The following is a 23,726-nucleotide window of genomic DNA, read 5'->3' on the forward strand; positions in this document are numbered from 1 at the left end:
ACGGTCCCGACAGGAGGGAAGCAAGGCCTGTGACTCAAGGCGCCAGATCTCTGACCAATTCGGAATCAAAAAAATAACGGATCTGGATAGAAACCGTGCCTTGACTATCTAATTAGGACATAAACCAAACTGTCGGCCTAAAGGCGGGCAGGGAAATTACCGCCAAGGGCGATTCGCTCGCCTATCGGAACACGCACTGCTTAAGGATCGAATTGTATGCCCGTCCCCAACGCTCCTGATCAGCTGCTCGGCATTTTGCGGGAAACCATTGTCGCTCTTGTTCGGCGCGATGGCCATGACCTTTCCGCGCGGCAGCTGGCGGTCTTCCTCACCGTGTACATGAGCGAGGGACCTCACACGGTGCGTGGGCTGGCGGCCACCTTGAACGTTTCGAAGCCTGCCATCACGCGGGCGCTCGACCGCCTTGGCGAGCTGGACCTCGCTCGGCGCAAGACGGATCCGCAGGATCGCCGCAGCGTCCTCGTGCAGCGCACCGCCAAGGGCAATGGCTTCGTGCGGGAGATCCGCGGCATGTTGGTGGAGGCGGATAAGGCGACGCGTACGCTCGCTCTGTCAGAGGCAGCCAACTCTGAGAACGCCACTCGTAAGGCCGGCTAAATTCACGTTTTCGTGAATTCTGATATACAACCTCTGCGAGCAGACGAAGGGCATTGCCCCTTCTTCTGCTGAGGCAGCTTCCTCGCTGACGATGCGGGGGTCGCCACTCTCCCGAGATGCTTCTAGGCTTGCCGGCATTCATCCTGCCCGAGCGGAGTGCCTCGCATGCCTGACACCATGTCCCTCGATCCAAGCCGGCTGAAATTTGGCGTCGGGCAGGCGGTACCACGCAACGAAGATCCGGTGCTGCTGCAGGGGCGGGGCTCCTATACCGATGACCTGCAGCTGCCCGGCCAGGCATGGTGCGTCATGGTGCGCAGCCCCTATGCCCATGGCATCCTGCGCGGCATCGACACCGCCGCGGCGCGCGAGGTGCCAGGGGTGCTGGCCGTTTTCACAGGCGCCGATCTGCAGCAGGCCGGCTATGGCGGGTTCCGCTGCGCCCTGCCGTTGGAGGGGCTGAACAACATCGAGCGGTCGGCACTCGCGACGGACAAGGTGCGCTTTGTCGGCGACCCGATTGCCTTTGTTGTGGCGGAAACCAAGGAAGCGGCGCGGGACGGCGCGGAAGCCGTGATGCCGGACATCGATCCGCTGCCCGCTGTCACGGAAGCTTCCGCCGCCGCCGCCGAGGGCGCGCCGCAGCTTTACGAGGACGTGCCGGGCAACCAGGTCCTCGACTTCCATCATGGCGACCGGGAGAAGGTGGCGGCGGCCTTCGCGGGCGCCGCGGCAACGGTGCGGCTGGAGATGCGGAACAACCGCGTCGTCGTCTGCCCCATGGAGCCGCGCAGCGCCATCGCGGAGCATGACCCGGCATCCGGGCGGTACACGCTGCATGTCGGCTGCCAGGGCGTGTTCGGGCTGCGCAACCAGATCAAGGACCTGTTGAAGGTTCCGGTGGAGAAGGTCCGCATCCTGACCGGGCATGTCGGCGGCAGCTTCGGCATGAAGGCGCCCGCCTATCCCGAATATGTCTGCCTGCTGCATGCGGCGAAGCAGCTGGGCCGGCCGGTGAAGTGGACCGACGAGCGCAGCGGCAGCTTCCTGTCCGACACGCATGGCCGCGACCATGAGGTGGTGGGCGAGCTGGCGCTGGATGCCGAGGGGCGGTTCCTGGCCGTGCGCCTGACCTCCTTCGCCAATATGGGCGCCTTCCTGGTCAATGTCGGGCCCCTGATGGGCACGATGGGCTTCCTGCGCAACGTGCAGAGCAACTACGCCACGCCGCTCGTCGAGATCTCGACCCGCTGCCTGATGACCAACACCACGCCGATCTCCGCTTATCGCGGCGCGGGGCGGCCCGAGGGCAATTACTTCATGGAGCGGCTGATCGAGGCCGCCGCGGTCAGGACCGGCATCGATGCGATCGAGTTGCGCCGCCGCAACCACATCCGCCCGGAGCAGATGCCGTTCACCGGCGCGGCCGGCACCAAATACGACAGCGGCGAGTTCACCGCCGTTCTGGAACAGGCGATGGCCGAGGCGGATTGGGACGGCTACGCCGCCCGCAAGGCCGCAAGCGAGGCCAAGGGCCTGTTGCGCGGGCGCGGCGTCGGCAACTTTCTGGAATGCACCGCGCCGCCCACCAAGGAGATGGGCGGCATCCGCTTCGAGCCGGATGGCGGCGTCACCATCGTCACCGGAACGCTGGATTACGGGCAGGGCCATTGGACGCCCTTCGCCCAGGTCCTGCACCAGTCACTGGGCATCCCGTTCAACAGGATCAGGCTGGTGCAAGGCGATTCGGACCAGCTGATCGCCGGTGGCGGCACGGGCGGGTCCAAGTCGATCATGGCATCGGGCGCCGCCATCATCGAGGCTTCGGCGCTGGTGATCGAGAAGGCCCGGCAGGCCGCGGCGCATGTGCTGGAAGCCGCCGAAGCCGATATCGAGTTCGAGCCGCACGCCGAGGGTGGGCCCCGCCTCAGCATCGCCGGCACGGATCGCGGCATCGACCTGCTCAGCCTGGCGGCGCAGCTGCGGGACATGCCCTCACGCCCGGAGGGCGTGCCCGATACGCTGGACGTGAAGCACATCTTCGACGAAGCGCCGATGGCCTTCCCCAATGGCTGCCACATCGTGGAGCTGGAGGTCGACCCGGAAACCGGTGTTGTCACCATCGACCGCTATGTCACCGTGAATGACTTCGGCACGCTGGTGAACCCGATGCTCGTCCAGGGGCAGGCTCATGGCGGCATTGTCCAGGGAATCGGCCAGGCGCTGATGGAGCGCACCTCCTACAGCGAGGACGGGCAGCTTCTGTCAGGCTCCTATTCCGACTATGCGCTGCCGCGCGCGAGCGATGTGCCGAGTCTCGGCTTCTCCAGCCATGCCGTGCCGGCGCTGACCAATCCGCTGGGCGCCAAGGGCTGCGGGGAGGCGGGTTGCGCCGGCTCCCTGCCTGCCGTCATGAATGCCGTGGTGGACGCGCTTTCGGCGCGGGGCATCCAGCACATCGACATGCCGGCGACGCCGGAGGTGATCTGGCGCGCCCTGCACCCGGAAGCGGCCTGAACAAAACGAGGATCGTCTGAAATGCCCAATCCGCCCACCGGGTTCGTGCCGGGGATCAATCTTGCCAGCGCGCAGCAAATCGCCGAGGCCGCCCTGGCCAAGGGCCGCGCCCTGAACCTCGCGCCGCTGACCGTGGTGGTGCTCGACCAGGCGGCCCAGCCGAAACTGGTGATGCGTGAGGACGGGGCGAGCCTGCTGCGGTTCGATGTCGCGGCGGGCAAGGCCTTTGGCTGCCTCGCCCTCGGCTTCGGCGGGCGGGAGATGGCCCGTCGCGCCGCCAAGATGCCGGGCTTCATGAACGCCTTTTCCGACCTTTGCGCCGGGCGGGCGGTTCCGGTGCCGGGCGGCGTGCTGGTGCGCGATGCTTCCGGCAACGTGCTGGGTGCCGTTGGCATTTCCGGCGATGCCTCGGATCAGGATGAGGTCTGCGCGGTGGCGGGGATCGAGGCCGCCGGCATGATCCCGGACACCGGCGACCCGGAGTAAGGCCGGCGCCCGCGTGACGCCGAAGCCGGAGTGATGATGGGGGGCGGGCGCGATGGGCGTTCCGCCTCCCGCGGTTCAGCCGAGTTGCCGGACCGCTTCCGCCACGTCCCTGGCGTGGCCGGGAACCTTGACCTTGCGCCAGATGCGGGCGATCCGTCCCTCCCGGTCGATCAGGAAGGTCGAGCGCTCCATGCCCATGTAGCTGCGGCCATACATGGATTTCTGCACCCAGGTGCCATAGCTGGCGGCCGCCTCCTTTTGAGCATCAGAGGCGAGCGGAAAGGTCAGCCCGTATTTCGCGGCGAACTTCTCGATCGGCGGCAGGGGGTCGGGCGACACGCCGATCACGGTCACGCCGCTCTGCCCCAGGGCCGGCAAGGCTTCCTGGAAATCGCAGGCTTCCTTGGTGCAGCCTGACGTGTCGGCCTTGGGATAGAAGTAGAGCACGAAGGGCCGGCCCCGCAGGCTGGCCAGGGAAACGGTGTTGCCGCCAATGGCCGGCAGTTCAAAATCCGGGGCAGGGGCCCCTTCCTCGACATTCATCCATGTTCTCCATTCAGGCGACCGAGCCGCCGCTCGAAGATCCGCCGGACCCGTTCGGCTGACGCCTCGATCTCCTGCCGCAGCTCGGCCACGTCAACAACGCTTGGCGGGATCAGCCCGGCCGTGCCGCGCAGCAGCACCGCACCGACCGGGGCCGGCAGGGAATCGGCACGCCAGCGGCCCACGGTCAGTCGCAGCAGGCCGATCACTGTTCGGAACAGCCGGTCCGCCCCGATCAACTGTTTGGCCTCGTCGCGAGGGAGCAGCCGCGCCTTTGCCAGGTTGGCCAGCGCCACCCGCGTGGTGGGCGAGAGGATGCGCGGATGATCCTTGGCATGCGCCAGTTGCAGCGCCTGGGCCACGAACTCGACTTCCACCAGGCCGCCCGGGATGGCCTTCACGTCCCAGGGCCCTTCCGGTGGAAGGTCGCGCAACATGCGGCTGCGCATGGCCACGGCATCGGCCAGCGCCTTTTCCCCGGCATGGGTGGTGATGGCATCGCGGACCGCAGCCTGGATGCGCCGCCGCAGCGCCGGCGGCGCCGCGACGCAGCGTGACCGCGTCAGGGCCATCCGCTCCCAGGTCCAGGCGCTTTCCTGGTGGTAGCGCCGGAAGCTGGACAGCGAGGTCGCGACCGGGCCTTTGTTGCCGGATGGCCGCAGCCGCATATCCACTTCGTAGAGCTTGCCTTCCGCGCCGGGTGCGGTGATCGCCGCCACCATCTGCTGCGCCAGCCGGCTGAAATAGGTGCTGGGCGGCAGGGCGCGCGGGCCGCCGGAACTGTCCGGCACGCCGTCCGGGTGGTCATAGATCAGCACCAGATCAAGGTCGGAGGCCGGCAGCATCTCCCGCCCTCCCAGCTTGCCCAGCGCCATGACGCCAAGGCTGGCGCCCTTGATGCGGCCAAAGCGGGCGGCGAATTCCTGCGTGACCTGCGGCAGCAGCGCGCCAATGGCGGCATCGGCCAGGGCGCTGCGGTCGAGCCCGGCCGTGTCGACATCGACCAAGCCCTCCAGCGCCGCGGCGTCGATCTCGAAACGGCCTTCCGTCACGAGGCGGCGGGCATTGTCCAGGGCTTCCTCGAAATGCCGCGCGCTCTTGACCAGCGACGGAAGGACCGAAGCGGCGCTGCCCGCGCCGCTGCCTGTCAGCAACCCTTCCAGCGACGCAGGGCTTTGCGCCAGATGGTTGGCAAGGGCCGGCGCGGCACCCAGGATTCCGGCCACGCGCCGCAGCAGCGCAGGGTTGCGGTGAAACAGCGACAGAACCTGGACCCCGGCCGAGAGCCTCGACAGTACGGCATCGAACCGACCGAGGGCGAGGTCGGGTTCGCGTTGCGCGGCAAAGGCCTGCAGCAGGGAAGGAAGGATCAGGCGCAGCAATTCCCGTGCGCGCTCGCTGCGACCGGCGCGCGCCTGGCCGCTCCGCCATCCTCGGATCATTGCGGAAACCCGCGCAGGATCGTTGAAGCCCATGGCGGCGAGGTGCTTCAGCGTCTGCGGGTCGTCCTGCTCGGCCGGGAAGGACAGGGCCAGGGCGGAATCCTGCTCCTGGACATTTCCCGCCGGTGCGCTGGGTACCCGTTCGAACAGGCTGGCGTAATGCATCTCCACCCGGGACAGGTGGGAGGTCAGGATGCAGGTGAACTCCGCAAGATCCGGGTAGCCCATGAAGCTGGCGATCCGCGCCAGGCCGCTTTCATCATCCGGCAGCTGGTGGGTTTGCCGGTCATCGACCATTTGCAGCCGGTGCTCGACATCGCGCAGGAAGCCATAGGCCTTGGCCAGATCCGCCGCCGCCTGGTGGTCCAGCCGCTCCGCCGCGGCCAGAGCCGCCAGGGCCCCAAGCGTGGTCGGGTCGCGCAGCGCCGGATCGCGTCCCCCCCAGATCAGTTGCAGAACCTGCGCGATGAACTCGATTTCCCGGATGCCGCCGCGCCCGAGCTTGACGTTGTGCCCCTCCACCTGGACCGTCTTGTGCGCGCCCTTGGCCTCATGGGTGGCATGGATCTGGCCCTTGATGGCGTGGAAATCCGTGATCGTGGCGAAGTCCAGGTGACGGCGCCAGGTGAAGGGGCGGATCTCCGTCAGGAATGCCTCGCCCAGCGCGCGGTCGCCGCCCACCGGACGCGCCTTGATCATGGCGGCGCGTTCCCAGTTCAGCCCGGTCGATTCATAATAGGCGATGGCGGTCGGGATGCTGACGGCCAGCGGCGTCGCCGCCGGATCGGGCCGCAGCCGCAGGTCGGTCCGGAAAACATAGCCATCGGATGTGCGCTCCTCCATGAGCCGCACGAGATCCCGGGCCAGCCGCACATAGAGAGGGCCCGCCTGCTCCATGTGATAGGCTGCGGCCGAGGGTTCGTAGAGCACCATGAGGTCGATATCAGACGAGTAGTTCAGCTCCCCGCCGCCAAGCTTGCCCATGCCGAGGATGGTCAGGCCGGAGCCCCGCGCGACGAGGCGCGGATCGCGCGCGCCGCCGCGCGGCAGGCGCAGTTCCCCGCGGCGCGCCGTCTCGGTCAGCAGATGAGCGCAGGCATAATCCAGGGCGGCCTCGGCGAGCGTGGAAAGAGCGGCGGTGGCGCGGTCCTGCGTCCATATGCCCGTGATGTCGGCGGCGGCAACGATCAGTGCCGCCTGCCGCTTTGCCCGGCGCAGCGCCTGCGCCACGGCCGGGCGGGTCGCCGTGGCGTCGGCGCGGCGAAGCGGGTCGGTCGCCAGCTTGAGGGCGTCGTCCGGACCCCGCTCGGTGAAGCGCAGCAGAACGCCACTTTCCTGCCCGGCCAGTTGCGTCAGATAAGGGCTGTGGCCGCCCAGCGCCGCCAGCAGGTCCCTTCCTCGCCCACTCGTGGCAAAGGCTTGCTCGGCGGCACCCCGCTGGCGGAAACTCTCGATGAGGGCCTCGGCGGCGGCAGAATCGAACGGAGGCGGTGGCAGTTGGCGTGGCGGGCTCATGGGAGGATAGCGAACCCATGCGCGGTGTGAGAGGTCAAGCCCTGCGTCTCGGCCGCTTGCTGGCGCGGCTGGCTCTTGGCTGCGGCCTGGTTGCCGGGCTGGCCCTTCTGGCCCTGGCCTGGCGCCTGAGTCACGGCCCCCTCGAGATGCCGCTGCTGGTGACGCTGCTGCATCGCAGCGGCGCTGTTGAAAGCCTGGCACCCGGTCTGGAGGTGCGGAGCATCTCGCTCGCCTGGAACGGCTTCCACGATGGCGATGCCTCGCCGCTGGAGCTGCGCGTCGCCGGCCTCCAGCTGCGCGACGAAGCCGGCGCGGTGCGGCAGGAATTGCCAGATGCGGCCGTGCATCTTTCCTCCGGCTGGTTGCTGCGCGGCAGGATTGCGCCCCTGACGGTGCGCCTGCGTGGCCCGAACGTTGTGCTGGAGCGGGGCCAGGATGGGCAGATCGGCATGGCGCTGGGCCGCTTGTCCGATCCCACGCCGCCAACGAAACCCGCCGGCGAGGACAACATCCTGGCCGATATCTTCGGCGCCGGCCGCTCCTCAAGCCCGCTTGCCTCCTTGATCGACCTGACGCTGGATGACGGCACGCTGACGATCCTGGACCGGCAGCTCGGCATGACATGGCGCATGGAGCAGGTTTCGCTGACCCTTCGCCGGCGCCCGGACAACACCGTCATCGATGGCTGGGGCCATGGGCAGCTTCGATTGCCGGGCGCGGGGCCGGACCTGCCCGTCTTTCTCAAGGGGCAGTTGTCCGGCGGCGGCGCGGTGATGGAGGGTTCGCTGTCCATCCCCTCCCTGCAACCCGAGCGGCTGGCCGGGCTGATGCCGGCGCTTGCGCCGGTGGCGCTGCTGGACGCACCGGTCGGGATCGAGCTGGCGGCCAGGTTCGATGGCCGCCAGCCGGATGCGCTTCCCCAGCTCAACCTGTCGCTGGATGTCGGCCGCGGCACCCTGAACCTGAATGGCCACCGCGTGGCTCTGGAACGGCTTGACCTTCAGGCGGCCGGAACGCCGCAGGCGCTTCGCCTGTCGCAGCTCCGCGCCGTGCTGGGCGGCGCATCGCCAATGCCGGGCGCCTCCAGGACTGTCGGGCCGACGCTGGTCGCGGAAGGAGAGGCCGCCCTGACCTCGGGCAGTTGGCGGATGCGCCTCGGCTTGCGGCTCAGCAAGGTGGAGGCCGCCCAGCTCAACGATGTGTGGCCGGCCGAGATTGCCCCGGGGGCACGCCGCTGGCTGGTGCAGAACGTCACCGCCGGCGCGCTGGACAACGGCCATTTCACGCTACGGGCCGAAGCCGCGGAGGACCTTTCCGGTCTCAGGCTTACCGATCTCGATGGAAGTCTGCGGCTGACGGGCGGCGTGGTCCACTGGCTCCGCCCGATCGCTCCGCTGGAAGGTATCTCGGCATCGGCGCGGTTCGGATTGAAGGAGATCCTGGTGCAGGTCGCGGCGGCGCGGCAGGCGGGCACGGCGATGACCAGCCCCGAGGCCACGATCCGCTTCTTCGACCTGGACACCAACCAGGAACAGGTCGAGATCGACGCGAAGCTCCAGGGGCCGATCCCCGATGCCGTGACGCTGATCCAGCATCCCCGGCTGCGGCTTTTCGAGAAGCGGCCACTCCAGCTGACCGAGCCGGGCGGCCAGTTGGAAGGACGCCTGCAACTCGCCTTTCCCTTGAAGGAGGACATCCCGGCCGAGGTGTTCAAGGTCCAGTTCCAGGCGCGTCTGAACCAGCTGCGGCTGGCCGATGTGGTCATGGGCAAGACGCTGGACCGCGGCACGGCCGAGATGTCGGTGGACAATGCCCGCCTCAAGGCAACCGGACGCGCGCAGCTTTCGGGGATTCCCACGAATTTGACGCTGGAGATGGATTTCCGCCCCGGCCCTGCCAGTCAGGTGGTGGAACGCGTGCAGGCCACCGCCAGGCCGGACGCCGCGCGGATCGCCGAGTTCGGCCTGGATCTGAAGGGCATGGTCAGCGGCCCTGTTGGCGTTCAGGTCATCATGGAGAAGCGGCGAGATGGCCAGGCAAAGGTGGATCTGGCGGGGGATCTCCGCGACAGCCTGATGGAATTGTCCGCGCTGGCCTGGCGCAAGCAGCCCGGCATCGCGGCAACAGCCCAGGGGCAGCTGGAGATTGCCGGCGACCAGCTTCAATCCGTGTCTTCCTTCCAGATCCGCGCGCCGCAGCTGGCGGTGAACGGGCGGGCAAGCTTCGCGCCTGGCAGCAAGCTGGACCGGGTGGAGTTGCAGGATGTCCGCATCTTCGCAGGCCGTTTCAGCGGCGAAGCCTGGCCGCCATCCAACGAGGTCGGGTCCTGGCGGCTGCGCGCTTCTGGAAGGGTGCTGGATCTCGGCCCCCTGATGGCCGCCTCCGACGGGGATGACGCGGCCAGTGACGATTCCAGCGGTGCGGCGCTGGCTCTGGACGGGCATTTCGATACCGTGCTGCTGGGCGAGGGGCGAAGCCTCTCATCCGTGCAGGGGCGGGCGCTCACCGACCGGCGCGGCATATTCCGGGAAGCGCGGCTTTCCGGCACAACCGGGGAACAGGGGGGCTTCGACCTTTCCATTGTGCCGCGTGGCGCGGGCCGTGACCTTCGGCTGAACGCGGCCGATGCGGGGGCTCTGCTTCGCGCCTTCGATCTGCTGCGGCAGGTTGAAGGGGGCCGCCTCAAGCTGGAGGCGCATTGGTCCGGCAACGCACCCGGCGCGCCGCTGAACGGAACAGCGGACATGTCGGATTTCCGCTTCCAGGACGCGGCGGCGGCCGGGAAGCTGCTGCAGGCGCTCACCGTCTATGGCGTGTTCGATGCCGTGCGCGGGCCGGGCCTTGCCTTCTCGCGAATGGTCGCGCCCTTCACCCTGACGCCGGCCACCTTGAACGTGGAGAATGCCCGCGCCTTTTCCTCCTCCCTCGGCGTCACCGCCAAGGGCGTGATCCTGCGGCGGCAGCGCAGCATGGACCTGCAAGGCACCATTGTGCCCGCCTATGCCCTGAACTCCCTGCTTGGCTACATCCCGCTGCTGGGTCGCCTGTTCAGTCCGGAACAGGGCGGCGGGCTTTTCGCCGCCACATGGCGCATGCAGGGCGCGCTGGCCGATCCGGCCGTTTCGATCAATCCCCTGGCGGCCCTCACGCCGGGCTTCCTGCGGGGCGTTTTCGGCGACGCTCCGGCGGGAGAGGCACGGCCCTGAAGGCCGTGCCACGGTTCAGGACAGCGGGCGGACCAGGACGTGCCGCTTGCGGCCAGCGGAAAGCTTGGCCGCGCCTCCCGCCAGATCCGCCTCCGTCACCGCCCGGCCCTCATCCGACACCGGCTCGTCATTGAGCCTGAGGCCGCCCTGCCGCATGAGCCGGCGGGCCTCCCCCTTGCTGGCGGCAAAGCCGGCCTGAACGGCGAGATCGACCAGGGCGGCCGGAAAGGCCGCTTCGATGCCGGGCAGCGAGTCGGTGGCCTCGCCTTCCTCGAAGGCGCGGCGCGCGGTTTCCGCGGCGGTCTCGGCCGCGGCGCGGCCATGCAGCAGGGCAGTGGCCTCGGTGGCGAGGCGCTTCTTGGCCTCGTTCACCTCGGAGCCGCTCAGCGCCGCGAGGCGGGCGATCTCATCCATCGGAAGCTCGGTGAACAGCGCCAGGAAGCGGCCCACATCCGCATCATCCGTGTTGCGCCAGAACTGCCAGTAGTCATAGGGCGACAGCCGGTCGGCGTTCAGCCAAACGGCGCCCGACGCGGTCTTGCCCATCTTGGCGCCGGAGGCCGTGGTCAGCAGAGGCGTGGTCAGTCCGAAGACCTCCTTGCCTTCCATGCGGCGCACCAGGTCGGCACCCATGATGATGTTGCCCCACTGGTCGGAGCCGCCCATCTGCAACCCGACCCCGAGCCGCCGCGACAATTCCAGGAAGTCATAGGATTGCAGCAGCATGTAGTTGAATTCGAGGAAGGAGAAGGACTGCTCCCGCTCCAGCCGCAGCTTCACGCTGTCCATGGACAGCATGCGGTTGACGCTGAAGTGGCGGCCGACATCCCGCAGGAAAGGAATGTAGCGCAGTTCGTCCAGCCAGGCGGCGTTGTCCAGCATCACCGCGTCGGTGGCGCCATCGCCGAAGCGCAGGAAGCTGTCGAAGGCGCGGCGGATGCCGGCCTTGTTGGTCTCGATCTGCTCGTTGGTCAGCAGCGGGCGGGCTTCATCGCGGAATGAGGGATCGCCGACCTTGCTGGTGCCGCCGCCCATCAGCACCACAGGCTTGTGTCCCGTCCGCTGCATCAGGCGCAGCAGCATGATGGAAACAAGATGGCCGACATGCAGGCTGTCCGCCGTGCAGTCGAAGCCGATATAGCCTGGAAGGACGCCCTGCTTCATCCGCGCGGCCATCGCCGCCTCGTCCGTCACCTGGTGGATGTAGCCGCGCTCGCGGGCGGCGTGCAGGAACTCGTCCATCGCTTCTTTCTGTCCGCAGTTGGTCCGGGGGACTTCCGCCGGTGCGTCCGCCCTAGCACAGTGGGGGCCATGCTGCGAACCATTGGGCTGATGAGTGGCACCTCGCTGGATGGCGTGGATGCCGCATGGATTGAAACGGATGGGCAGGCGATCGGGCGGCTGGGCCCCAGCCTGACCTTGCCTTATGACGCGGAGTTGCGGCGCGATCTGCGGAAGCTGCTGGACCTGGCCGCCGATCTGCCGGCCGATGACCCGTTCCTGCTGGATTGCGAACGGCGCCTCACGGAGTGGCACGCGGAGGCGGTGCTGAAGCTTGGGCAGCCGGCCGACCTGATCGGCTTCCATGGCCAGACCATCCTGCACCGCCCCGCCGCGGGCCAGCCTGGCAAGGGCCGGACCTGGCAGATCGGCGACGCCACCCTTCTGGCTCGCCTGACGCGCGTGCCGGTGGCGCATGATTTCCGTACTGCGGACGTTGCCGCGGGTGGCCAGGGCGCGCCGCTGGTCCCGGTTTTCCAGGCCGTCCTGGCGGCGGGGCTGCCGAAGCCAGTCGCGATCCTGAATCTTGGCGGCGTGGGGAACGTGACCTGGATCGGTTCCGACGGCCAGTTGCTCGCTTTCGACACCGGGCCGGCCAATGGCCCGCTGGACGACTGGGCCCGCCGCTCGACCGGTGCCGATTACGACGTGGACGGACGGCTCGCCCTTGCCGGGCAGGTGGATGGAGCCGTGATGGCATCCCTGCTGCGCCATCCATTCCTGACGCAGCCGCCGCCCAAATCGCTCGACCGGCTCGATTTCGACCGTGCCCTGCGGGAAGCGGGCGCCGATGCGCTCTCCCCTGCTGATGGCGCGGCGACGCTGGTGGCCTTTTGCGCCTGCACGGTGGCGGCCGCCGCGCGGCATTTCCCCGAGCCGCCGCTGCAATGGCTGGTCACCGGGGGCGGGCGGCGCAACGCGGCCATCATGCGCGCCCTGGCCGCCGCCCTGCCGGAGCCGGTCCGGCCCGTCGAGATCGTCGGCTGGGATGGCGATGCCCTTGAAGCGCAGGCCTTTGGCGTGCTGGCCGCGCGAAGCGCCGCCGGCCTGCCGCTGACCTATCCCGGCACCACAGGGGTGCCGGAGCCCATCACCGGCGGCCGCATCACCGCGCCCTGATCCGAGGTACGAATGGCAGAGGGGCCGGAGAACGCTGTCCCCGGCCCCTCTGCTGCTGTTCCTGCCTCAGGCAGGATCAGTCGGCGGCCATCGCCATGCGGGTCCTGTTGAGCATGGTGCGGACATGGTCCTCGGTGGCATCCGCGACGCGCTCGGTCTGTTCCGCGGTGAAGACGTGCCCGGCACCTTCCTCCACGCGATAATCGATGCTGATGCCACGCTGCGTGTTGAGCTTGTCCACCAGCTTCCGCACCGAGGCTTCCGGCACCAGCTCGTCATCCGATCCGTGCAGGATGAGGCCGGAGCAGGGGCAAGGGGCTAGGAAGCCGAAATCATAATGGCTGGCCGGCGCCGAGATGGACACGAAGCCGCCCATCTCCGGTCGCCGCATCAGCAACTGCATGCCGACATAGGAGCCAAAGGAATAGCCCGCCACCCAGAGCATGGATGCGTTGGGGTTGACGGCCTGCAGGAAGTCCAGCGCCGCCGCGGCGTCGGAAATCTCCCCGATGCCGCCATCATAGCGCCCCTGGCTGCGGCCGACCCCTCGGAAATTGAACCGAAGGGTAGAAAAACCCATATTCTGGAAGCGCGTGTAAAGCGCGTGAACCACCCGGTTGTTCATCGTCCCGCCATGCAGCGGGTGCGGGTGCAACACCAAGGCCACTGGGGCATTAGGCTGCTTCGCGTGGTGGTAACGACCCTCTAGCCGGCCATCTGGCCCGGCGAACATGACTTCAGGCATCGTCCCCTTGCATCCAGTGCGGTGGGCGCGGCAGCGCCCGGTTGGGAAACCATGAGGCCGACAACCATTCTGGCGCGGCACGCCGGCAAGGCATTCTGTGATCTGGATCATCCCCGAACGCCGCGCCGATTGGTTGACCATACCAGTCGGGTTTAATAGCGTTCAGGAAGCCACAGGAGGTGTTGCCACCCGTCTCACGTCACGCTTCCGATCGCGGGGCAGGCTTCCGCTCCCCGCGACTCTTTTAATATAGGCGACAGAACGCCAGCTTCATAACGGAATTATGGCGAGACCGACTGTGGAACTCGGTTTTCGCTTCTGAAACAATGGGGCCGCCCCTGGGCGGCCGAGGAACAGAAAGCTCAAGCATGCGCTTGTCCACACGGGGCCGCTATGCCGTCATGGCCCTGGTCGAGCTGGCGGCCCGGTCACGAGGCCAGCAGGCGAAGGATGGCAGGGATGCCCATAACGCAGAGCTCGTGACTGTTTCCTGCGCTCCTGTCAGCTTGTCCGAGATCGCCCAGGCGCAGCAGCTTTCCATTGCGTATCTGGAGCAGCTTTTCGCAAGGCTGCGACGGGCGGGGCTGGTGGCCTCGGCGCGTGGGCCGGGCGGCGGCTACCGGCTGGCCATGCCGGCGGAGATGATCAGCGTGGGCGCGGTGATCGAGGCGGTGGATGAGCCCATCACCGCGACCCGCTGCGACGCCGCCGATGCCGGCTGCCTGGCGGGGCAGCGCTGCCTGACCCATGACCTTTGGCACGAGCTGGGCTCGCAGATCGCGTTGTTCCTGACCCATGTCACCCTGGCCGATGTGGTGGATGGCCAGGTGCTCGGGCGCGCCCGGCCACCCAGATCTGCGCGATGAGCCGCCTTTACCTGGACGCCAACGCGTCCGAACCGCTGCGGCCGGCCGCGCGCGCGGCCATGCTGGCAGCCCTGGATGTGGCGGGAAATCCGTCCTCGGTCCATGCGGAAGGCCGGATGGCGCGGAAGCTGCTGGAGGAAGCCCGGGGCACGGTCGCGCGCCATCTTCAGGGGCGGGCGCAGGATGTGGTGTTCACCTCCGGCGCCACCGAAGCGAACGCGCTGGCGCTCCATGCGCTGGGCCGGAACCGCCGTGTTTTGGTGGGCGCAACGGAACATCCGGCTATTCTGCAGGCTGTGCCGGAAGCCCCGCGGCTGCCGGTGGCGATGGATGGCCGGCTCGATCTCGCGGCCCTGGACGCCATGCTGGGGGCCGGGCCGCCGAGCCTGGTTTGCCTGATGGCCGCCAACAACGAGACGGGCGTTCTGCATCCTTTGATGGAGGCCGCTGGATTGTGCCGCCGCCATGGCGCATTGCTGCATGTGGACGCCGTTCAGGTGCTGGGCCGCGTCGCGATGGACTGGGCGGCGATCGGAGCCGACAGCATCGCCATATCGGCCCACAAGATCGGCGGGCCCAAGGGCGTGGGTGCCTTGCTCGTCAAGCCGGGCGCGGATGTCGCGCCGCTCTGGCGGGGCGGGGGGCAGGAACGCGGGCGGCGTGGCGGCACGGAAGCCTTGCCGGCCATCGCAGGGTTCGCCGCCGCCCTCGATGACCTGAACCTGGAAGCCGCCCGGAAGCTTGGGGCGCTGCGGGATGCGATCGAGCAGGGCGCCGGCGCCGCGACAGCGGGGCGGGGCGCGCCCCGGCTGCCCAACACGGCCTGCCTCATGCTTCCGGGCCTGAAGGCGGAAACCCAGGTCATCGCGCTGGACCTGATGGGCATCGCCGTTTCTGCCGGCGCGGCTTGTTCCTCGGGCAAGGTCGCGGCCAGCGCCACGCTGCAGGCCATGGGGCTTGGCGAGGCGGCGGCCTGTGCCATCCGGGTTTCGCTGCCCTGGAACGCGCCGGCCGATGCGGCGGAGGGCTTCCTGGCCGCCTACAGCCAGCTCCACGCCCGTCTGCGCCGATGACCGAACAGCAGCTTCAGCCGATCTACCTCGACAACCACGCCACCACCGCGATCGATCCACGGGTGCTGGACGCCATGCGGCCATGGTGGGAAGCGAATTTCGCCAATCCCCACAGCGTCGAGCATGCCATGGGGCGTGATGCCGAAGCAGCGGTGGAGCGGGCGCGGGACCAGGTGGCTACCCTGATTGGCGCGGAGGGGAGGGAGATCATCTTCACCTCGGGCGCCACGGAGGCCAACAACCTGGCGATCAAGGGCTGCGCCCGCTTTGCCGCGGCCCATGGCGACGAACGGCGCCGCATCCTCCTGCCACGGACCGAGCATCCCTGCGTCCTGCAAAGCGCGCTCGACCTCGCCCGGGAAGGCTTCGATCCGGTGCTGCTGCCGGTGGATGCGGGCGGACTGCTGGAGATGGGAGCGCTGCGGGAGGCCCTGGCCGCGGCTCCGGCCCTTCTGGTTTCGGTCATGGCCGTGAACAACGAGATCGGCGTGGTCCAGGACGTGGCGCGCGTGGCGGCACTGGCCCATGCGGCCGGCGCCTTGTTCCATACCGATGCCGCACAGGCGGTGGGCCGGGTGCCGCTGGATGTGGAGGCCATGGGCATCGACCTGCTGTCGGTCTCGGGGCACAAGATCTACGGCCCCAAGGGCATCGGCGCCTTGTTTGTGCGCCGGCGCCCCCGGGTGCGGCTGGCGCCGCTGTTCTCGGGCGGCGGGCAGGAGCGGGGCCTGCGTTCCGGCACCTTGCCGACGCCGCTGCTGGTGGGCCTGGGCAAGGCGGCGCAACTGGCCAGCGGGGAAGGGCTGGCGGAGCAGCCGCGCATCGCGGCGTTGCGGGACAGGCTGCACCTGCGGTTGCGGGACGCCATTCCCGGCCTGCTGCGCAATGGCGATGCACGGGACGTGGTGGCGGGCAACCTCAACCTGGCATTCCCCGGCGTGACCGCCCAGGCGATGCTGGAACATCTGGACGGGCTGTGCGTTTCCACCGGGTCGGCCTGTTCCTCGGCGGCGGTGGAACCCTCCCATGTGCTGCGCGCACTGGGGATTGGCGCCGAGCGGGCCTCGGCGAGCTTGCGGATCGGCATCGGGCGCTTTACTTCGCCGGAGGATGTGGAGCGCGCCGCCGCCCTTCTTATCGGCGCATGGCGCCAGGCCCTTCCTGCAACCCGAGATGCGGCGGAGTAGAACAAACGGCCATGCCGAAGATGACCTTTATCGAGCGCGACGGCACCCGGCGCGAGGTTGAAGCGCCGCTCGGCCTTTCCGTGCTGGAGATCGCGCATCGCCACGATATCGACATCGAGGGCGCGTGCGAGGGTAGCCTGGCCTGCTCCACCTGCCATGTCATCGTCGATGCCGCATGGTTCGAGAAGCTGGAGCAGCCGACCGAGGACGAGGAGGACATGCTCGACCTGGCCTTCGACCTGCAGGAAACCTCGCGCCTGGGCTGCCAGCTCATCATGAGCGACGAGCTGGACGGCCTGGTGGTGAAGCTGCCGGCCGGCACCCGGAACGCCAGCTGAACCCGGCCATGTTCCCATCCCCTTATGGCTCGCCGGGCGGCCTGTTCCATTCGCTGCGGTATGCGGCCGCGGCGCGGTGGGATGCCTATTGCTGGCACCCCTTCGTGCAGGGGCTGGCGGAGGGCACGCTGCCCTTGCCGGCCTTTCGCCGCTACCTGGTGCAGGACTGGCTGTTCCTGGTCCATTTCGCGCGCGCCAACGCCCTTGCCGCCTTCAAGGCGGAAAGCCTTTCCGCCCTGCGCGACAAGGCGGCCGCGCTGAACACCCTGCTGGCGGAGATGAACATCCATCTCGCCTATTGCGCGGAATGGGGCCTGAGCGAAGCCGAGGTGCTGGCGGAAACCGAGGCGCCGGAAACGGTGGCCTATACGCGCTGGGTGCTGGATCGCGGCATGGCCGGAGACATCCTGGACCTGGAGGTGGCGCTGGCGCCCTGCGCGATCGGCTATGGCGAGATCGCCTGCCGCATCGCGGCGCATCCGGGACGCCGCGACGTGGGCAATCCTTATGCGAGCTGGATCGCCGCCTATTCGGGCGATGAGTATCAAGCCCTGGCGCGCGGCTCGGCGGAGCGGATCGACCGCCTGGGCGTGACTCATGGCGGCGGGGCGCGCTTCGCCACCCTGTCCGCCACCTTCTCGGAGGCCGCGCGGCTGGAGGCGGCCTTCTGGCAGATGGGATGGAACGCCGGCGCATGAGGATTCTGGTCGCCATGTCCGGGGGCGTCGATTCCTCGGTGGTCGCGGGCCTGCTGAAGGAGCAGGGGCACGAGGTCATCGGCGCCACGTTGCAGCTTTATGACCATGGCGCCGCCGTCCAGAAGAAGGGCGCCTGCTGCGCGGGGCAGGATATCCATGATGCGCGGAACGTGGCCGACCGGCTTGGCATCCCGCATTACGTGCTCGATCGTGAAAGCCGTTTCCGCGACGCGGTGATCGAGGATTTCGCCGCCTCCTATGCGCGCGGCGAAACGCCCATCCCCTGCGTGCGCTGCAACCAGACGGTGAAGTTCCAGGACCTGGTGATGCTGGCGCATGACCTTGGCGCCGACGCGTTGGCGACAGGGCATTACGCCCGCCGCGTGGAGGGGTCGGATGGCGCCGAACTGCGCCGCGCCGCCGATCTGACCCGGGATCAGTCCTATTTCCTGTTCGCCACCACGGCAGAGCAGCTGGCATTCACCCGCTTTCCTCTGGGCGATTACCGCACCAAGGCGGAAGTGCGCGCCGAGGCCGTCCGTCTCGGCCTCGCGGTGGCGGAGAAGCCCGACAGCCAAGACATCTGCTTCGTGCCCGAGGGGCGCTACCACGAGCTGGTCGGGCGCCTCCGCCCGGAGGCCGGGGAGCCGGGCGTGATCGAGCATGCCGATGGCCGCGTGCTGGGCACCCATCATGGCATCGGCCGCTATACGGTGGGGCAGGGGCGTGGGCTCGGCAGCGCGTCACGGGATGGCGAGACGCCGCTCTACGTCACGGGCCTGGATGCGTCCCGGCGGCGCGTCATCGTGGCCCCGCGCTCCGGCCTGGCCGACACTGAGGTGCTTGTGGGCGAGGTGAACTGGCTGATCCCTCCGCCGGAGGCTCCGCTCGCCTGCCAGGTCAAGCTGCGCGCGCGGGAGATGCCGCAGCCGGCCACGGCCTTCTGGGACGCGGAAGCGGCCATGTTGCGGGTGGTGCTGGGGGAGCCGGCCATCGCCGCGCCGGGCCAGGGCTGCGTGCTTTATGACGGGGACCGGGTCCTGGGCGGCGGCTTCATCCGCCGCCCGCAGCGGGTGGTTGACAGCGCCGGCCGGGCCGCTTAAACGCCCGCCACCCGGTCGCCACGGCAGGCCGGAAGTTCGGGGCGGTGTAGCTCAGCTGGTTAGAGCACGGCACTCATAATGCCGGGGTCGGCGGTTCAAGTCCGCCCGCCGCTACCACTTCCAATTCCCACCTTATCCTGTTTCGCGCTTGGCAAGGCCAGGATGGCCGCCAGAGGCAGCCATCGGTCACGCTCAGATTTCGCGGTTGGCGCGGGCCAGCACGGCCTCGAACAACACCTGGCAGCCGGCGGCCGCTTCCTCCGGCAGGATGCTCTCCTCCTCATTGTGCGACAGCCCGTCCTTGCAGGGCGTGAAGATCATGGCTGTCGGAACATGGCGCGCCACATAGACCGCGTCATGCCCGGCGCCGGAGACGATCTCGCGCGCCGAATAGCCGAGGCGCGCCGCCGCGTCCCTCACCAGTGCGACGCAGGATTGGTCGAAGGGCTGGGCGGGGATGCGGAAAAGCTCCGTCAGTTGCAGGGAACAGCCATTGGCACGCGCGGCGGCCTCGGCGGCGGCCGGGAAGCTGCCGGCGATGACCTCCACCTCGGCTTCGAGCGGGTGCCGGAACTCGACCGAGAAGCGAACCTCGCCGGGCACCACGTTGCGGCTGTTGGGATGCACCTGCAGGAAGCCGACGGTGCCGCGGCCATCCTCCCCACGCTGGCGCATGGTGGCGTCCACCAGCTCGATCACCCGCGCCGCCGCCAGCAGGGCATCCTTGCGCGTGGAGGGCGGGGTGGTGCCGGCATGGGCGTCCTGCCCGGTGATCACGGCGTCATACCACACCTGGGCCTGGGCGCCGGTGACGATGCCGATCTGCTTGGCTTCCCGCTCCAGGATCGGGCCCTGCTCGATATGCAGCTCGAAATAGGCGTCCGCCTTGAAGGGGCGGGCGGGATGCGGGCCGCGATAGCCGATCGCCTCCAGCGCCTCGCCCACCGCGACGCCGTCCACGTCCTTCAGGGCATAAGCCTTGTCCTGCGAGTAGACACCGCTCCAGACACCGCTGCCCATCAGGGAATGGCCGAAGCGGCTGCCTTCCTCATCGGTCCAGTTCACCACCTCGATCGGCGCCTCGGTGGTGATGTTGAGGTCGTGCAGGGTGCGCATCACCTCCAGCCCGGCGATCACCCCCAGCGCCCCGTCGAACTTGCCGCCGGAGGGCTGGCTGTCGAGGTGGCTGCCCATCAGCACCGGCGGGCGGGACGGGTCGCGCCCTTCCCGCCGGGCGAACATGTTGCCGATGGCATCGACCCGCACCTGGAGCCCCAGGGCCTCGCACCACTCTGTGAAGCGCTGGCGGCCGGCGCGATCCACCTCCGTCAGCGTCAGGCGTCGGACCCCGCCCTTCGGCGTGGCGCCGATCTCCGCCATGCTCATCAGGCTGTCCCAAAGACGCTTGGCGTCTATGCGCTGGTTGGTGGCTGACATCGGTCGCTCCTTGTACACAATGCAGCAGGCATCATGCGCAGAGCGGCCGGGGCGGCAAGGTCCAGACTACAGGCTGGCGAGGATGAAGAAGCGGCGGAAGGGCAACAGCACCGTGCCATCCGCCAGGGGCGGATAGGCTTCGCGCATGGCATCGCCATAGGCGGCCCTGAAGCCCGCCCGCGCCTCCGCATCGAGGGCCGCGAGATAGGGACGCAGGCTGCTGCCGGATGCCCATTGCACCACCGCATCCTCGCCCCGCAGGACATGGATGTATTCGGTGTACCAAAGGTCGATCACGCGGACGCGGGGGGCGAGCAGCGCGTAATATTCGTCCGCCGTCAGGATGGGGGGCGCGGAGGTGATGCCGCTCAACCGGTCGCGCCAGGGGCCTTCCCGGGCGATCCGGTCCTGCTCGGCACGCAGCGGCGCGTCATGCATGGCGGGCATCTGGACAGCCAGGGTTCCGCCCGGCGCCAGGAAGCCGAGCAGGCGCGGAAACAGCGCCGCATGGTCGGGCAGCCAATGCAGCGCCGCGTTGGAGAACAGGACATCCACCGGCTCCCGCGGTGCCCAGGTGGCGATGTCGTCGCGCTCTACGCGGATGCCTTCCTGGCGGGCCTGCGCCTGCATGTCCGGCGATTCATCCACGCCCGACACCGTGGCGCCCGGGAAGCGGGCGGCGAGGAGGGGCAGGGCATTGCCTGTCCCACAGCCGAGATCCACCACGGACTGACCGCCCGGATGCGCGATGCGGGTGATCAGATCCTGCACCGGGCGCAGCCTTTCATGACCGAAGCACAGATATTGCTCCGCATCCCATTGCGGGTTCTGCAATCAGACCTCCCCTTGAAAGGCGCTGCCGCGGCAACTCAGCCGGGCAGCCCGGATCATTGTTGTTGCGGCAGAAATCAGGCGGCGGACCAGCCGCCATCGATGGAGAGCGCGGCGCCATTCACGCTGCCGCTATCGGGGCCGCATAGATAGAGCGCCATGCGCGCCACTTCCTCCACCTCTACCCAGCGCTTGCTGGGCTGGCGCGCCAGCAGGAAGTCCTTCAGCGCCGCTTCCTCCGTGATGCCATGCTTCGCGGCCAGGGCCGTGACCTGCTTCTCGGCCAGGGGGGTGCGGACAAAGCCGGGGCAGATCGCGTTGCAGGTCACCTGACCCTGCGCCAGCTCCAGCGCCACGGTCCGCGTCATGCCGATGACGCCATGCTTGGCGGCCACATAGGCGACCTTCTCGGGAGAAGCCACGATGCCGTGGATGGAGGCGATGTTGACGATGCGGCCCCAGTTCCGCGCCGTCATGCCGGGAAGCAACGCCTTGATGGCGTGGAAATTGGCCGACAGGTTGAGGGCGATGATGGCGTCCCACTTGTTGTCCGGGAACTCGGCGATGGGGCTGGTGAACTGGATGCCGGCATTGTTCACCAGGATGTCCACCTGGCCGAGGCGCTGCTCGGCCTCCGCGCACATGTCGCGGATTTGCGCCGGGTCCGAGAGATCGGCTGCGGAATGTGGCGGCTCGGCGGTGTTGCCAGCCTTGGCCACCTCGCGCTGGGCAGTGGTGATGTCATCCGCGGAACCGAAGCCGTTCAGCATCACGCGGGCTCCCGCGGCGGCCAGCATCTTGGCGATGCCCAGCCCGATCCCGCTGGTGGAGCCGGTGACAAGGGCGGTGCGGCCTGACAGCGTTTGATCCATGTTCCTGATCCTCAGCCTGATCGTTATCGATGGCGGGGCTGCGATGCCCGGCCTTTTTCGGGAGGGTGGCTAGAGTGTCCTCATGCCTCCTCGGCGTCCAATAACAGTGGCACCTCCAAAGCAGCCCCGACCTGCGTGGGCGTGGCCGTGCCGGTGGCCAGCAGGTGCTCAAGGATGGCCTGATCGCGCCAGGCTTCCTGCCGCAGCAGGCTCACCCCGGCTACTGCGCCCCTGGAATCCTGAATAACTTTCAGGAACAACGGATTGAAGTCCGTTCCTGTATGTCCTTCCGAATAGGAAAGCCGGATTACGCGAGGCGGTGGGCCCCCGGCGCGGGCCTCCGCCTCGGTCTGGCCGAACTGCAGCAGCGCAGGATCAGAGCGGACCATGCGGACCCGCATGCCGCGCTGCTCCGTTGCCTTCGGCGACCAGGATGCGGCAAGGCGCCCGATATTCATGGGCCCGGTGCCGGCCAGCCAGGGCTCAGCCTGGCTGTCGCCGACCCGCCAGCGAGGGCCAAGCATCCAGATCCGGGAATTAGGGGTGGATTTCCAGGAATCGCCGGGGCCGCATTCGGCTTCCGGGGCCTCCACTCCGGCGGCGCGAAGGTCGAGCGGTTGCAGGTCCGGCACCGTTCCCGCAGCCAGCACCAGGTGGGTTCCCTCGATGCGGGCTCCGTCCGATGTGCGCAGCCCGACGCCGACGCTCCCTCCGATGATGTCCGTTACCGTAGTGTTTTCATGAAAAACAACACCATCCGCCCTTAGCCTGTCGCGCAGCTGGAGCCTGATCTCCGGCTCGGCGGAATTGAGAATGTTGGGCCGGTCAGTGATGATGCTCACCTGGGAGCCGAGGCGTGCGAATGCCTGGGCCAGTTCGACGGCCTGCGCGTCGCCCCCCAGAATCAGCAGGTGGCGCGGCTGCTCGGCCAAGGCCAGGAGGCGGTCCGGCGTCAGCCAGGAGCATCCCGCCAATCCGGGGATGTCCGGGATGACCGGCGTGGTGCCGATCGCAACAACGGCCTTGCGGAAATCATGGAACTGCCCGCCAGCCTCGATGCGGTCATGGGCGGTGAAATGAGCGCTGGCGCGGACCACCGTGATGCCGAGCTTCTGGAGACGGGCGAGGGAATAGGTTTCGGCGACCGCCGCCTGGGCATCGTCAAGCGCACGGCGTATGCCTGCCCACTCCACCGCCACGCCTTCCCACCGCACGCCCTGATCGCGCCGGCTTCCCAGCGCGGCCATGGCGGCAAGCCTTCCCAGCACCCGCAACGGCACGGTTTCGGCGAGGTGGCGGGCGCCACCCAGCCGGCTGCGTTCGAACAGCACGACCTTCAAGCCACGCGAGGCTGCCCGCATGGCGACGCTGATCCCGCAGGGACCTCCTCCGATCACGGCCACATCATGATTCGGCATGCCAGCGTCTCCTTGCATCGCGATGATCCGGCCCGGCGCCGGTCGGAGGTACCGCGTTGCCATGAAGTGCCCGGCGGCGAAAGGGGCCGCCGGACCCGATCTCCTCCCGCATCAATGGTTTGAAGCATCCGGCCCTCATGACGGAGGGCCAAGAATGGTTGACGGACAGGGAGGCGGGTTCCTATACGTCGCCACCTTCACCGGCCTCTCCTTGGGGGGGCCGGTGCGATTCATGCAGGGCTCCGGGATCCGGGCCTGTGCCACAGTTGAAGATCATACGGAGTAGCCCGTCGTGAAGCGTACCTATCAGCCGTCCAAGCTTGTCCGGAAGCGCCGGCACGGTTTCCGCACCCGTATGGCGACGGTCGGTGGCCGCAATGTGCTGGCCAATCGCCGCGCCAAGGGCCGCAAGAAGCTTTCGGCCTGATTTC

Annotated in this window: 20 protein-coding genes and 1 tRNA gene; 13 read left to right on the forward strand and 8 right to left on the reverse strand. The window is 68.3% G+C overall.

Going from position 1 to position 23,726, the window contains the following annotated elements; genetic code table 11:
• The first annotated feature begins 216 nt into the window (after positions 1-216).
• The 3 genes from F0Q34_RS05535 (at position 217) to F0Q34_RS05545 (ending at position 3,621) form a co-directional block, all read left to right on the forward strand.
• The gene (locus F0Q34_RS05535) at positions 217-618 is read left to right on the forward strand and encodes a MarR family transcriptional regulator (RefSeq protein ID WP_149811076.1); all 402 of its coding nucleotides are present in this window, start codon (positions 217-219) and stop codon (positions 616-618) included.
• A gap of 165 nt (positions 619-783) precedes the next feature.
• On the forward strand, positions 784-3,135 hold the full coding sequence (locus F0Q34_RS05540) for a xanthine dehydrogenase family protein molybdopterin-binding subunit (protein WP_149811077.1): 2,352 nt from the start codon (positions 784-786) through the stop codon (positions 3,133-3,135).
• Between the two features lie 21 nt (positions 3,136-3,156).
• Positions 3,157-3,621, forward strand: a complete 465-nt coding sequence (locus F0Q34_RS05545; RefSeq protein WP_149811078.1) for a GlcG/HbpS family heme-binding protein — start codon at positions 3,157-3,159, stop codon at positions 3,619-3,621.
• 75 nt (positions 3,622-3,696) lie between these two features.
• Here F0Q34_RS05545 and F0Q34_RS05550 read toward each other — a convergent pair whose 3' ends face one another.
• Both F0Q34_RS05550 and F0Q34_RS05555 read right to left on the reverse strand, forming a co-directional pair.
• Positions 3,697-4,164 carry a peroxiredoxin gene (locus F0Q34_RS05550; protein ID WP_149811079.1) on the reverse strand — a complete coding sequence of 156 codons (468 nt, stop codon included), beginning with the start codon at positions 4,162-4,164 and terminating at the stop codon, positions 3,697-3,699.
• Positions 4,161-7,121 (reverse strand): bifunctional [glutamine synthetase] adenylyltransferase/[glutamine synthetase]-adenylyl-L-tyrosine phosphorylase, encoded by a 2,961-nt coding sequence (locus tag F0Q34_RS05555; RefSeq protein ID WP_149811080.1) that lies wholly within the window; start codon positions 7,119-7,121, stop codon positions 4,161-4,163. The genes F0Q34_RS05550 and F0Q34_RS05555 overlap by 4 nt, the downstream gene beginning before the upstream one ends.
• A 17-nt stretch (positions 7,122-7,138) precedes the next feature.
• Between F0Q34_RS05555 and F0Q34_RS05560 the strand changes: the two genes are divergently transcribed.
• Positions 7,139-10,327 (forward strand): YhdP family protein, encoded by a 3,189-nt coding sequence (locus F0Q34_RS05560; protein ID WP_149811081.1) that lies wholly within the window; start codon positions 7,139-7,141, stop codon positions 10,325-10,327.
• Between the two features lie 15 nt (positions 10,328-10,342).
• On the opposite strand, the gene tyrS is transcribed toward F0Q34_RS05560, so the two are convergent.
• A complete protein-coding gene (gene tyrS, locus F0Q34_RS05565; RefSeq protein WP_149811082.1) occupies positions 10,343-11,569 on the reverse strand; it encodes a tyrosine--tRNA ligase in 1,227 nt (408 codons plus the stop codon).
• A gap of 72 nt (positions 11,570-11,641) precedes the next feature.
• Between tyrS and F0Q34_RS05570 the strand changes: the two genes are divergently transcribed.
• Complete coding sequence (locus F0Q34_RS05570) at positions 11,642-12,727, forward strand: anhydro-N-acetylmuramic acid kinase (RefSeq protein WP_174241998.1); 1,086 nt, start codon at positions 11,642-11,644, stop codon at positions 12,725-12,727.
• Between the two features lie 76 nt (positions 12,728-12,803).
• Here the strand turns inward: F0Q34_RS05570 and F0Q34_RS05575 are convergent, their stop codons facing one another.
• Positions 12,804-13,472 carry an alpha/beta hydrolase gene (locus tag F0Q34_RS05575; RefSeq protein ID WP_149811084.1) on the reverse strand — a complete coding sequence of 223 codons (669 nt, stop codon included), beginning with the start codon at positions 13,470-13,472 and terminating at the stop codon, positions 12,804-12,806.
• 368 nt (positions 13,473-13,840) lie between these two features.
• Here F0Q34_RS05575 and F0Q34_RS05580 point away from each other — a divergent pair, with 368 nt between their 5' ends.
• The 7 genes from F0Q34_RS05580 (at position 13,841) to F0Q34_RS05610 (ending at position 18,854) form a co-directional block, all read left to right on the forward strand.
• Positions 13,841-14,338, forward strand: coding sequence for an Rrf2 family transcriptional regulator (locus F0Q34_RS05580; RefSeq protein ID WP_149811085.1), 498 nt, complete (start codon positions 13,841-13,843; stop codon positions 14,336-14,338).
• Positions 14,335-15,411 (forward strand): cysteine desulfurase family protein, encoded by a 1,077-nt coding sequence (locus F0Q34_RS05585; protein ID WP_149811086.1) that lies wholly within the window; start codon positions 14,335-14,337, stop codon positions 15,409-15,411. The genes F0Q34_RS05580 and F0Q34_RS05585 overlap by 4 nt, the downstream gene beginning before the upstream one ends.
• Positions 15,408-16,598 (forward strand): cysteine desulfurase family protein, encoded by a 1,191-nt coding sequence (locus F0Q34_RS05590; protein WP_149811087.1) that lies wholly within the window; start codon positions 15,408-15,410, stop codon positions 16,596-16,598. Before F0Q34_RS05585 ends, F0Q34_RS05590 begins: the two co-directional genes overlap by 4 nt.
• Positions 16,599-16,609: 11 nt before the next feature.
• On the forward strand, positions 16,610-16,936 hold the full coding sequence (locus F0Q34_RS05595) for a ferredoxin family 2Fe-2S iron-sulfur cluster binding protein (RefSeq protein ID WP_149811088.1): 327 nt from the start codon (positions 16,610-16,612) through the stop codon (positions 16,934-16,936).
• A gap of 8 nt (positions 16,937-16,944) precedes the next feature.
• On the forward strand, positions 16,945-17,634 hold the full coding sequence (locus F0Q34_RS05600) for a TenA family protein (RefSeq protein WP_149811089.1): 690 nt from the start codon (positions 16,945-16,947) through the stop codon (positions 17,632-17,634).
• Positions 17,631-18,737: a tRNA 2-thiouridine(34) synthase MnmA gene (mnmA, locus tag F0Q34_RS05605; protein WP_149811090.1), complete on the forward strand. Its 1,107-nt coding sequence runs from the start codon at positions 17,631-17,633 to the stop codon at positions 18,735-18,737. Before F0Q34_RS05600 ends, mnmA begins: the two co-directional genes overlap by 4 nt.
• A 40-nt stretch (positions 18,738-18,777) precedes the next feature.
• Positions 18,778-18,854: transfer RNA gene (locus tag F0Q34_RS05610), tRNA-Met, on the forward strand.
• A 75-nt stretch (positions 18,855-18,929) separates the two neighbouring features.
• On the opposite strand, the gene F0Q34_RS05615 is transcribed toward F0Q34_RS05610, so the two are convergent.
• The 4 genes from F0Q34_RS05615 to F0Q34_RS05630 form a co-directional block, all read right to left on the reverse strand.
• Complete coding sequence (locus F0Q34_RS05615; RefSeq protein WP_149811091.1) at positions 18,930-20,174, reverse strand: Zn-dependent hydrolase; 1,245 nt, start codon at positions 20,172-20,174, stop codon at positions 18,930-18,932.
• A 66-nt stretch (positions 20,175-20,240) separates the two neighbouring features.
• Positions 20,241-21,008, reverse strand: coding sequence for a methyltransferase domain-containing protein (locus tag F0Q34_RS05620; RefSeq protein ID WP_149811092.1), 768 nt, complete (start codon positions 21,006-21,008; stop codon positions 20,241-20,243).
• A gap of 74 nt (positions 21,009-21,082) precedes the next feature.
• Positions 21,083-21,877 (reverse strand): 3-hydroxybutyrate dehydrogenase, encoded by a 795-nt coding sequence (locus tag F0Q34_RS05625; RefSeq protein ID WP_149811093.1) that lies wholly within the window; start codon positions 21,875-21,877, stop codon positions 21,083-21,085.
• An 80-nt stretch (positions 21,878-21,957) separates the two neighbouring features.
• Complete coding sequence (locus F0Q34_RS05630; RefSeq protein WP_149811094.1) at positions 21,958-23,358, reverse strand: FAD-dependent oxidoreductase; 1,401 nt, start codon at positions 23,356-23,358, stop codon at positions 21,958-21,960.
• A gap of 229 nt (positions 23,359-23,587) precedes the next feature.
• On the opposite strand from F0Q34_RS05630, the gene rpmH reads away from it, so the two are divergent.
• A complete protein-coding gene (gene rpmH / locus F0Q34_RS05635) occupies positions 23,588-23,722 on the forward strand; it encodes a 50S ribosomal protein L34 (protein WP_007006287.1) in 135 nt (44 codons plus the stop codon).
• Positions 23,723-23,726: the final 4 nt, after the last annotated feature.

The sequence above is a fragment of the Teichococcus oryzae genome, assembly GCF_008386565.1.
GTDB classification, from domain to species: domain Bacteria; phylum Pseudomonadota; class Alphaproteobacteria; order Acetobacterales; family Acetobacteraceae; genus Pseudoroseomonas; species Pseudoroseomonas oryzae.

Coding starts and splice junctions, on each gene's coding strand:
- F0Q34_RS05575 (WP_149811084.1), bottom strand. CDS start 13,472: ATGCCTGAAGTCATGTTCGCCGGGCCAGATGGCCGGCTAGAGGGTCGT.
- F0Q34_RS05625 (WP_149811093.1), bottom strand. CDS start 21,877: ATGGATCAAACGCTGTCAGGCCGCACCGCCCTTGTCACCGGCTCCACC.
- F0Q34_RS05540 (WP_149811077.1), top strand. CDS start 784: ATGCCTGACACCATGTCCCTCGATCCAAGCCGGCTGAAATTTGGCGTC.
- F0Q34_RS05600 (WP_149811089.1), top strand. CDS start 16,945: ATGTTCCCATCCCCTTATGGCTCGCCGGGCGGCCTGTTCCATTCGCTG.
- F0Q34_RS05585 (WP_149811086.1), top strand. CDS start 14,335: ATGAGCCGCCTTTACCTGGACGCCAACGCGTCCGAACCGCTGCGGCCG.
- F0Q34_RS05615 (WP_149811091.1), bottom strand. CDS start 20,174: ATGTCAGCCACCAACCAGCGCATAGACGCCAAGCGTCTTTGGGACAGC.
- F0Q34_RS05630 (WP_149811094.1), bottom strand. CDS start 23,358: ATGGCAACGCGGTACCTCCGACCGGCGCCGGGCCGGATCATCGCGATG.
- F0Q34_RS05535 (WP_149811076.1), top strand. CDS start 217: ATGCCCGTCCCCAACGCTCCTGATCAGCTGCTCGGCATTTTGCGGGAA.
- F0Q34_RS05545 (WP_149811078.1), top strand. CDS start 3,157: ATGCCCAATCCGCCCACCGGGTTCGTGCCGGGGATCAATCTTGCCAGC.
- F0Q34_RS05560 (WP_149811081.1), top strand. CDS start 7,139: ATGCGCGGTGTGAGAGGTCAAGCCCTGCGTCTCGGCCGCTTGCTGGCG.
- F0Q34_RS05580 (WP_149811085.1), top strand. CDS start 13,841: ATGCGCTTGTCCACACGGGGCCGCTATGCCGTCATGGCCCTGGTCGAG.
- F0Q34_RS05555 (WP_149811080.1), bottom strand. CDS start 7,121: ATGAGCCCGCCACGCCAACTGCCACCGCCTCCGTTCGATTCTGCCGCC.
- tyrS (WP_149811082.1), bottom strand. CDS start 11,569: ATGGACGAGTTCCTGCACGCCGCCCGCGAGCGCGGCTACATCCACCAG.
- F0Q34_RS05550 (WP_149811079.1), bottom strand. CDS start 4,164: ATGAATGTCGAGGAAGGGGCCCCTGCCCCGGATTTTGAACTGCCGGCC.
- F0Q34_RS05595 (WP_149811088.1), top strand. CDS start 16,610: ATGCCGAAGATGACCTTTATCGAGCGCGACGGCACCCGGCGCGAGGTT.
- F0Q34_RS05590 (WP_149811087.1), top strand. CDS start 15,408: ATGACCGAACAGCAGCTTCAGCCGATCTACCTCGACAACCACGCCACC.
- mnmA (WP_149811090.1), top strand. CDS start 17,631: ATGAGGATTCTGGTCGCCATGTCCGGGGGCGTCGATTCCTCGGTGGTC.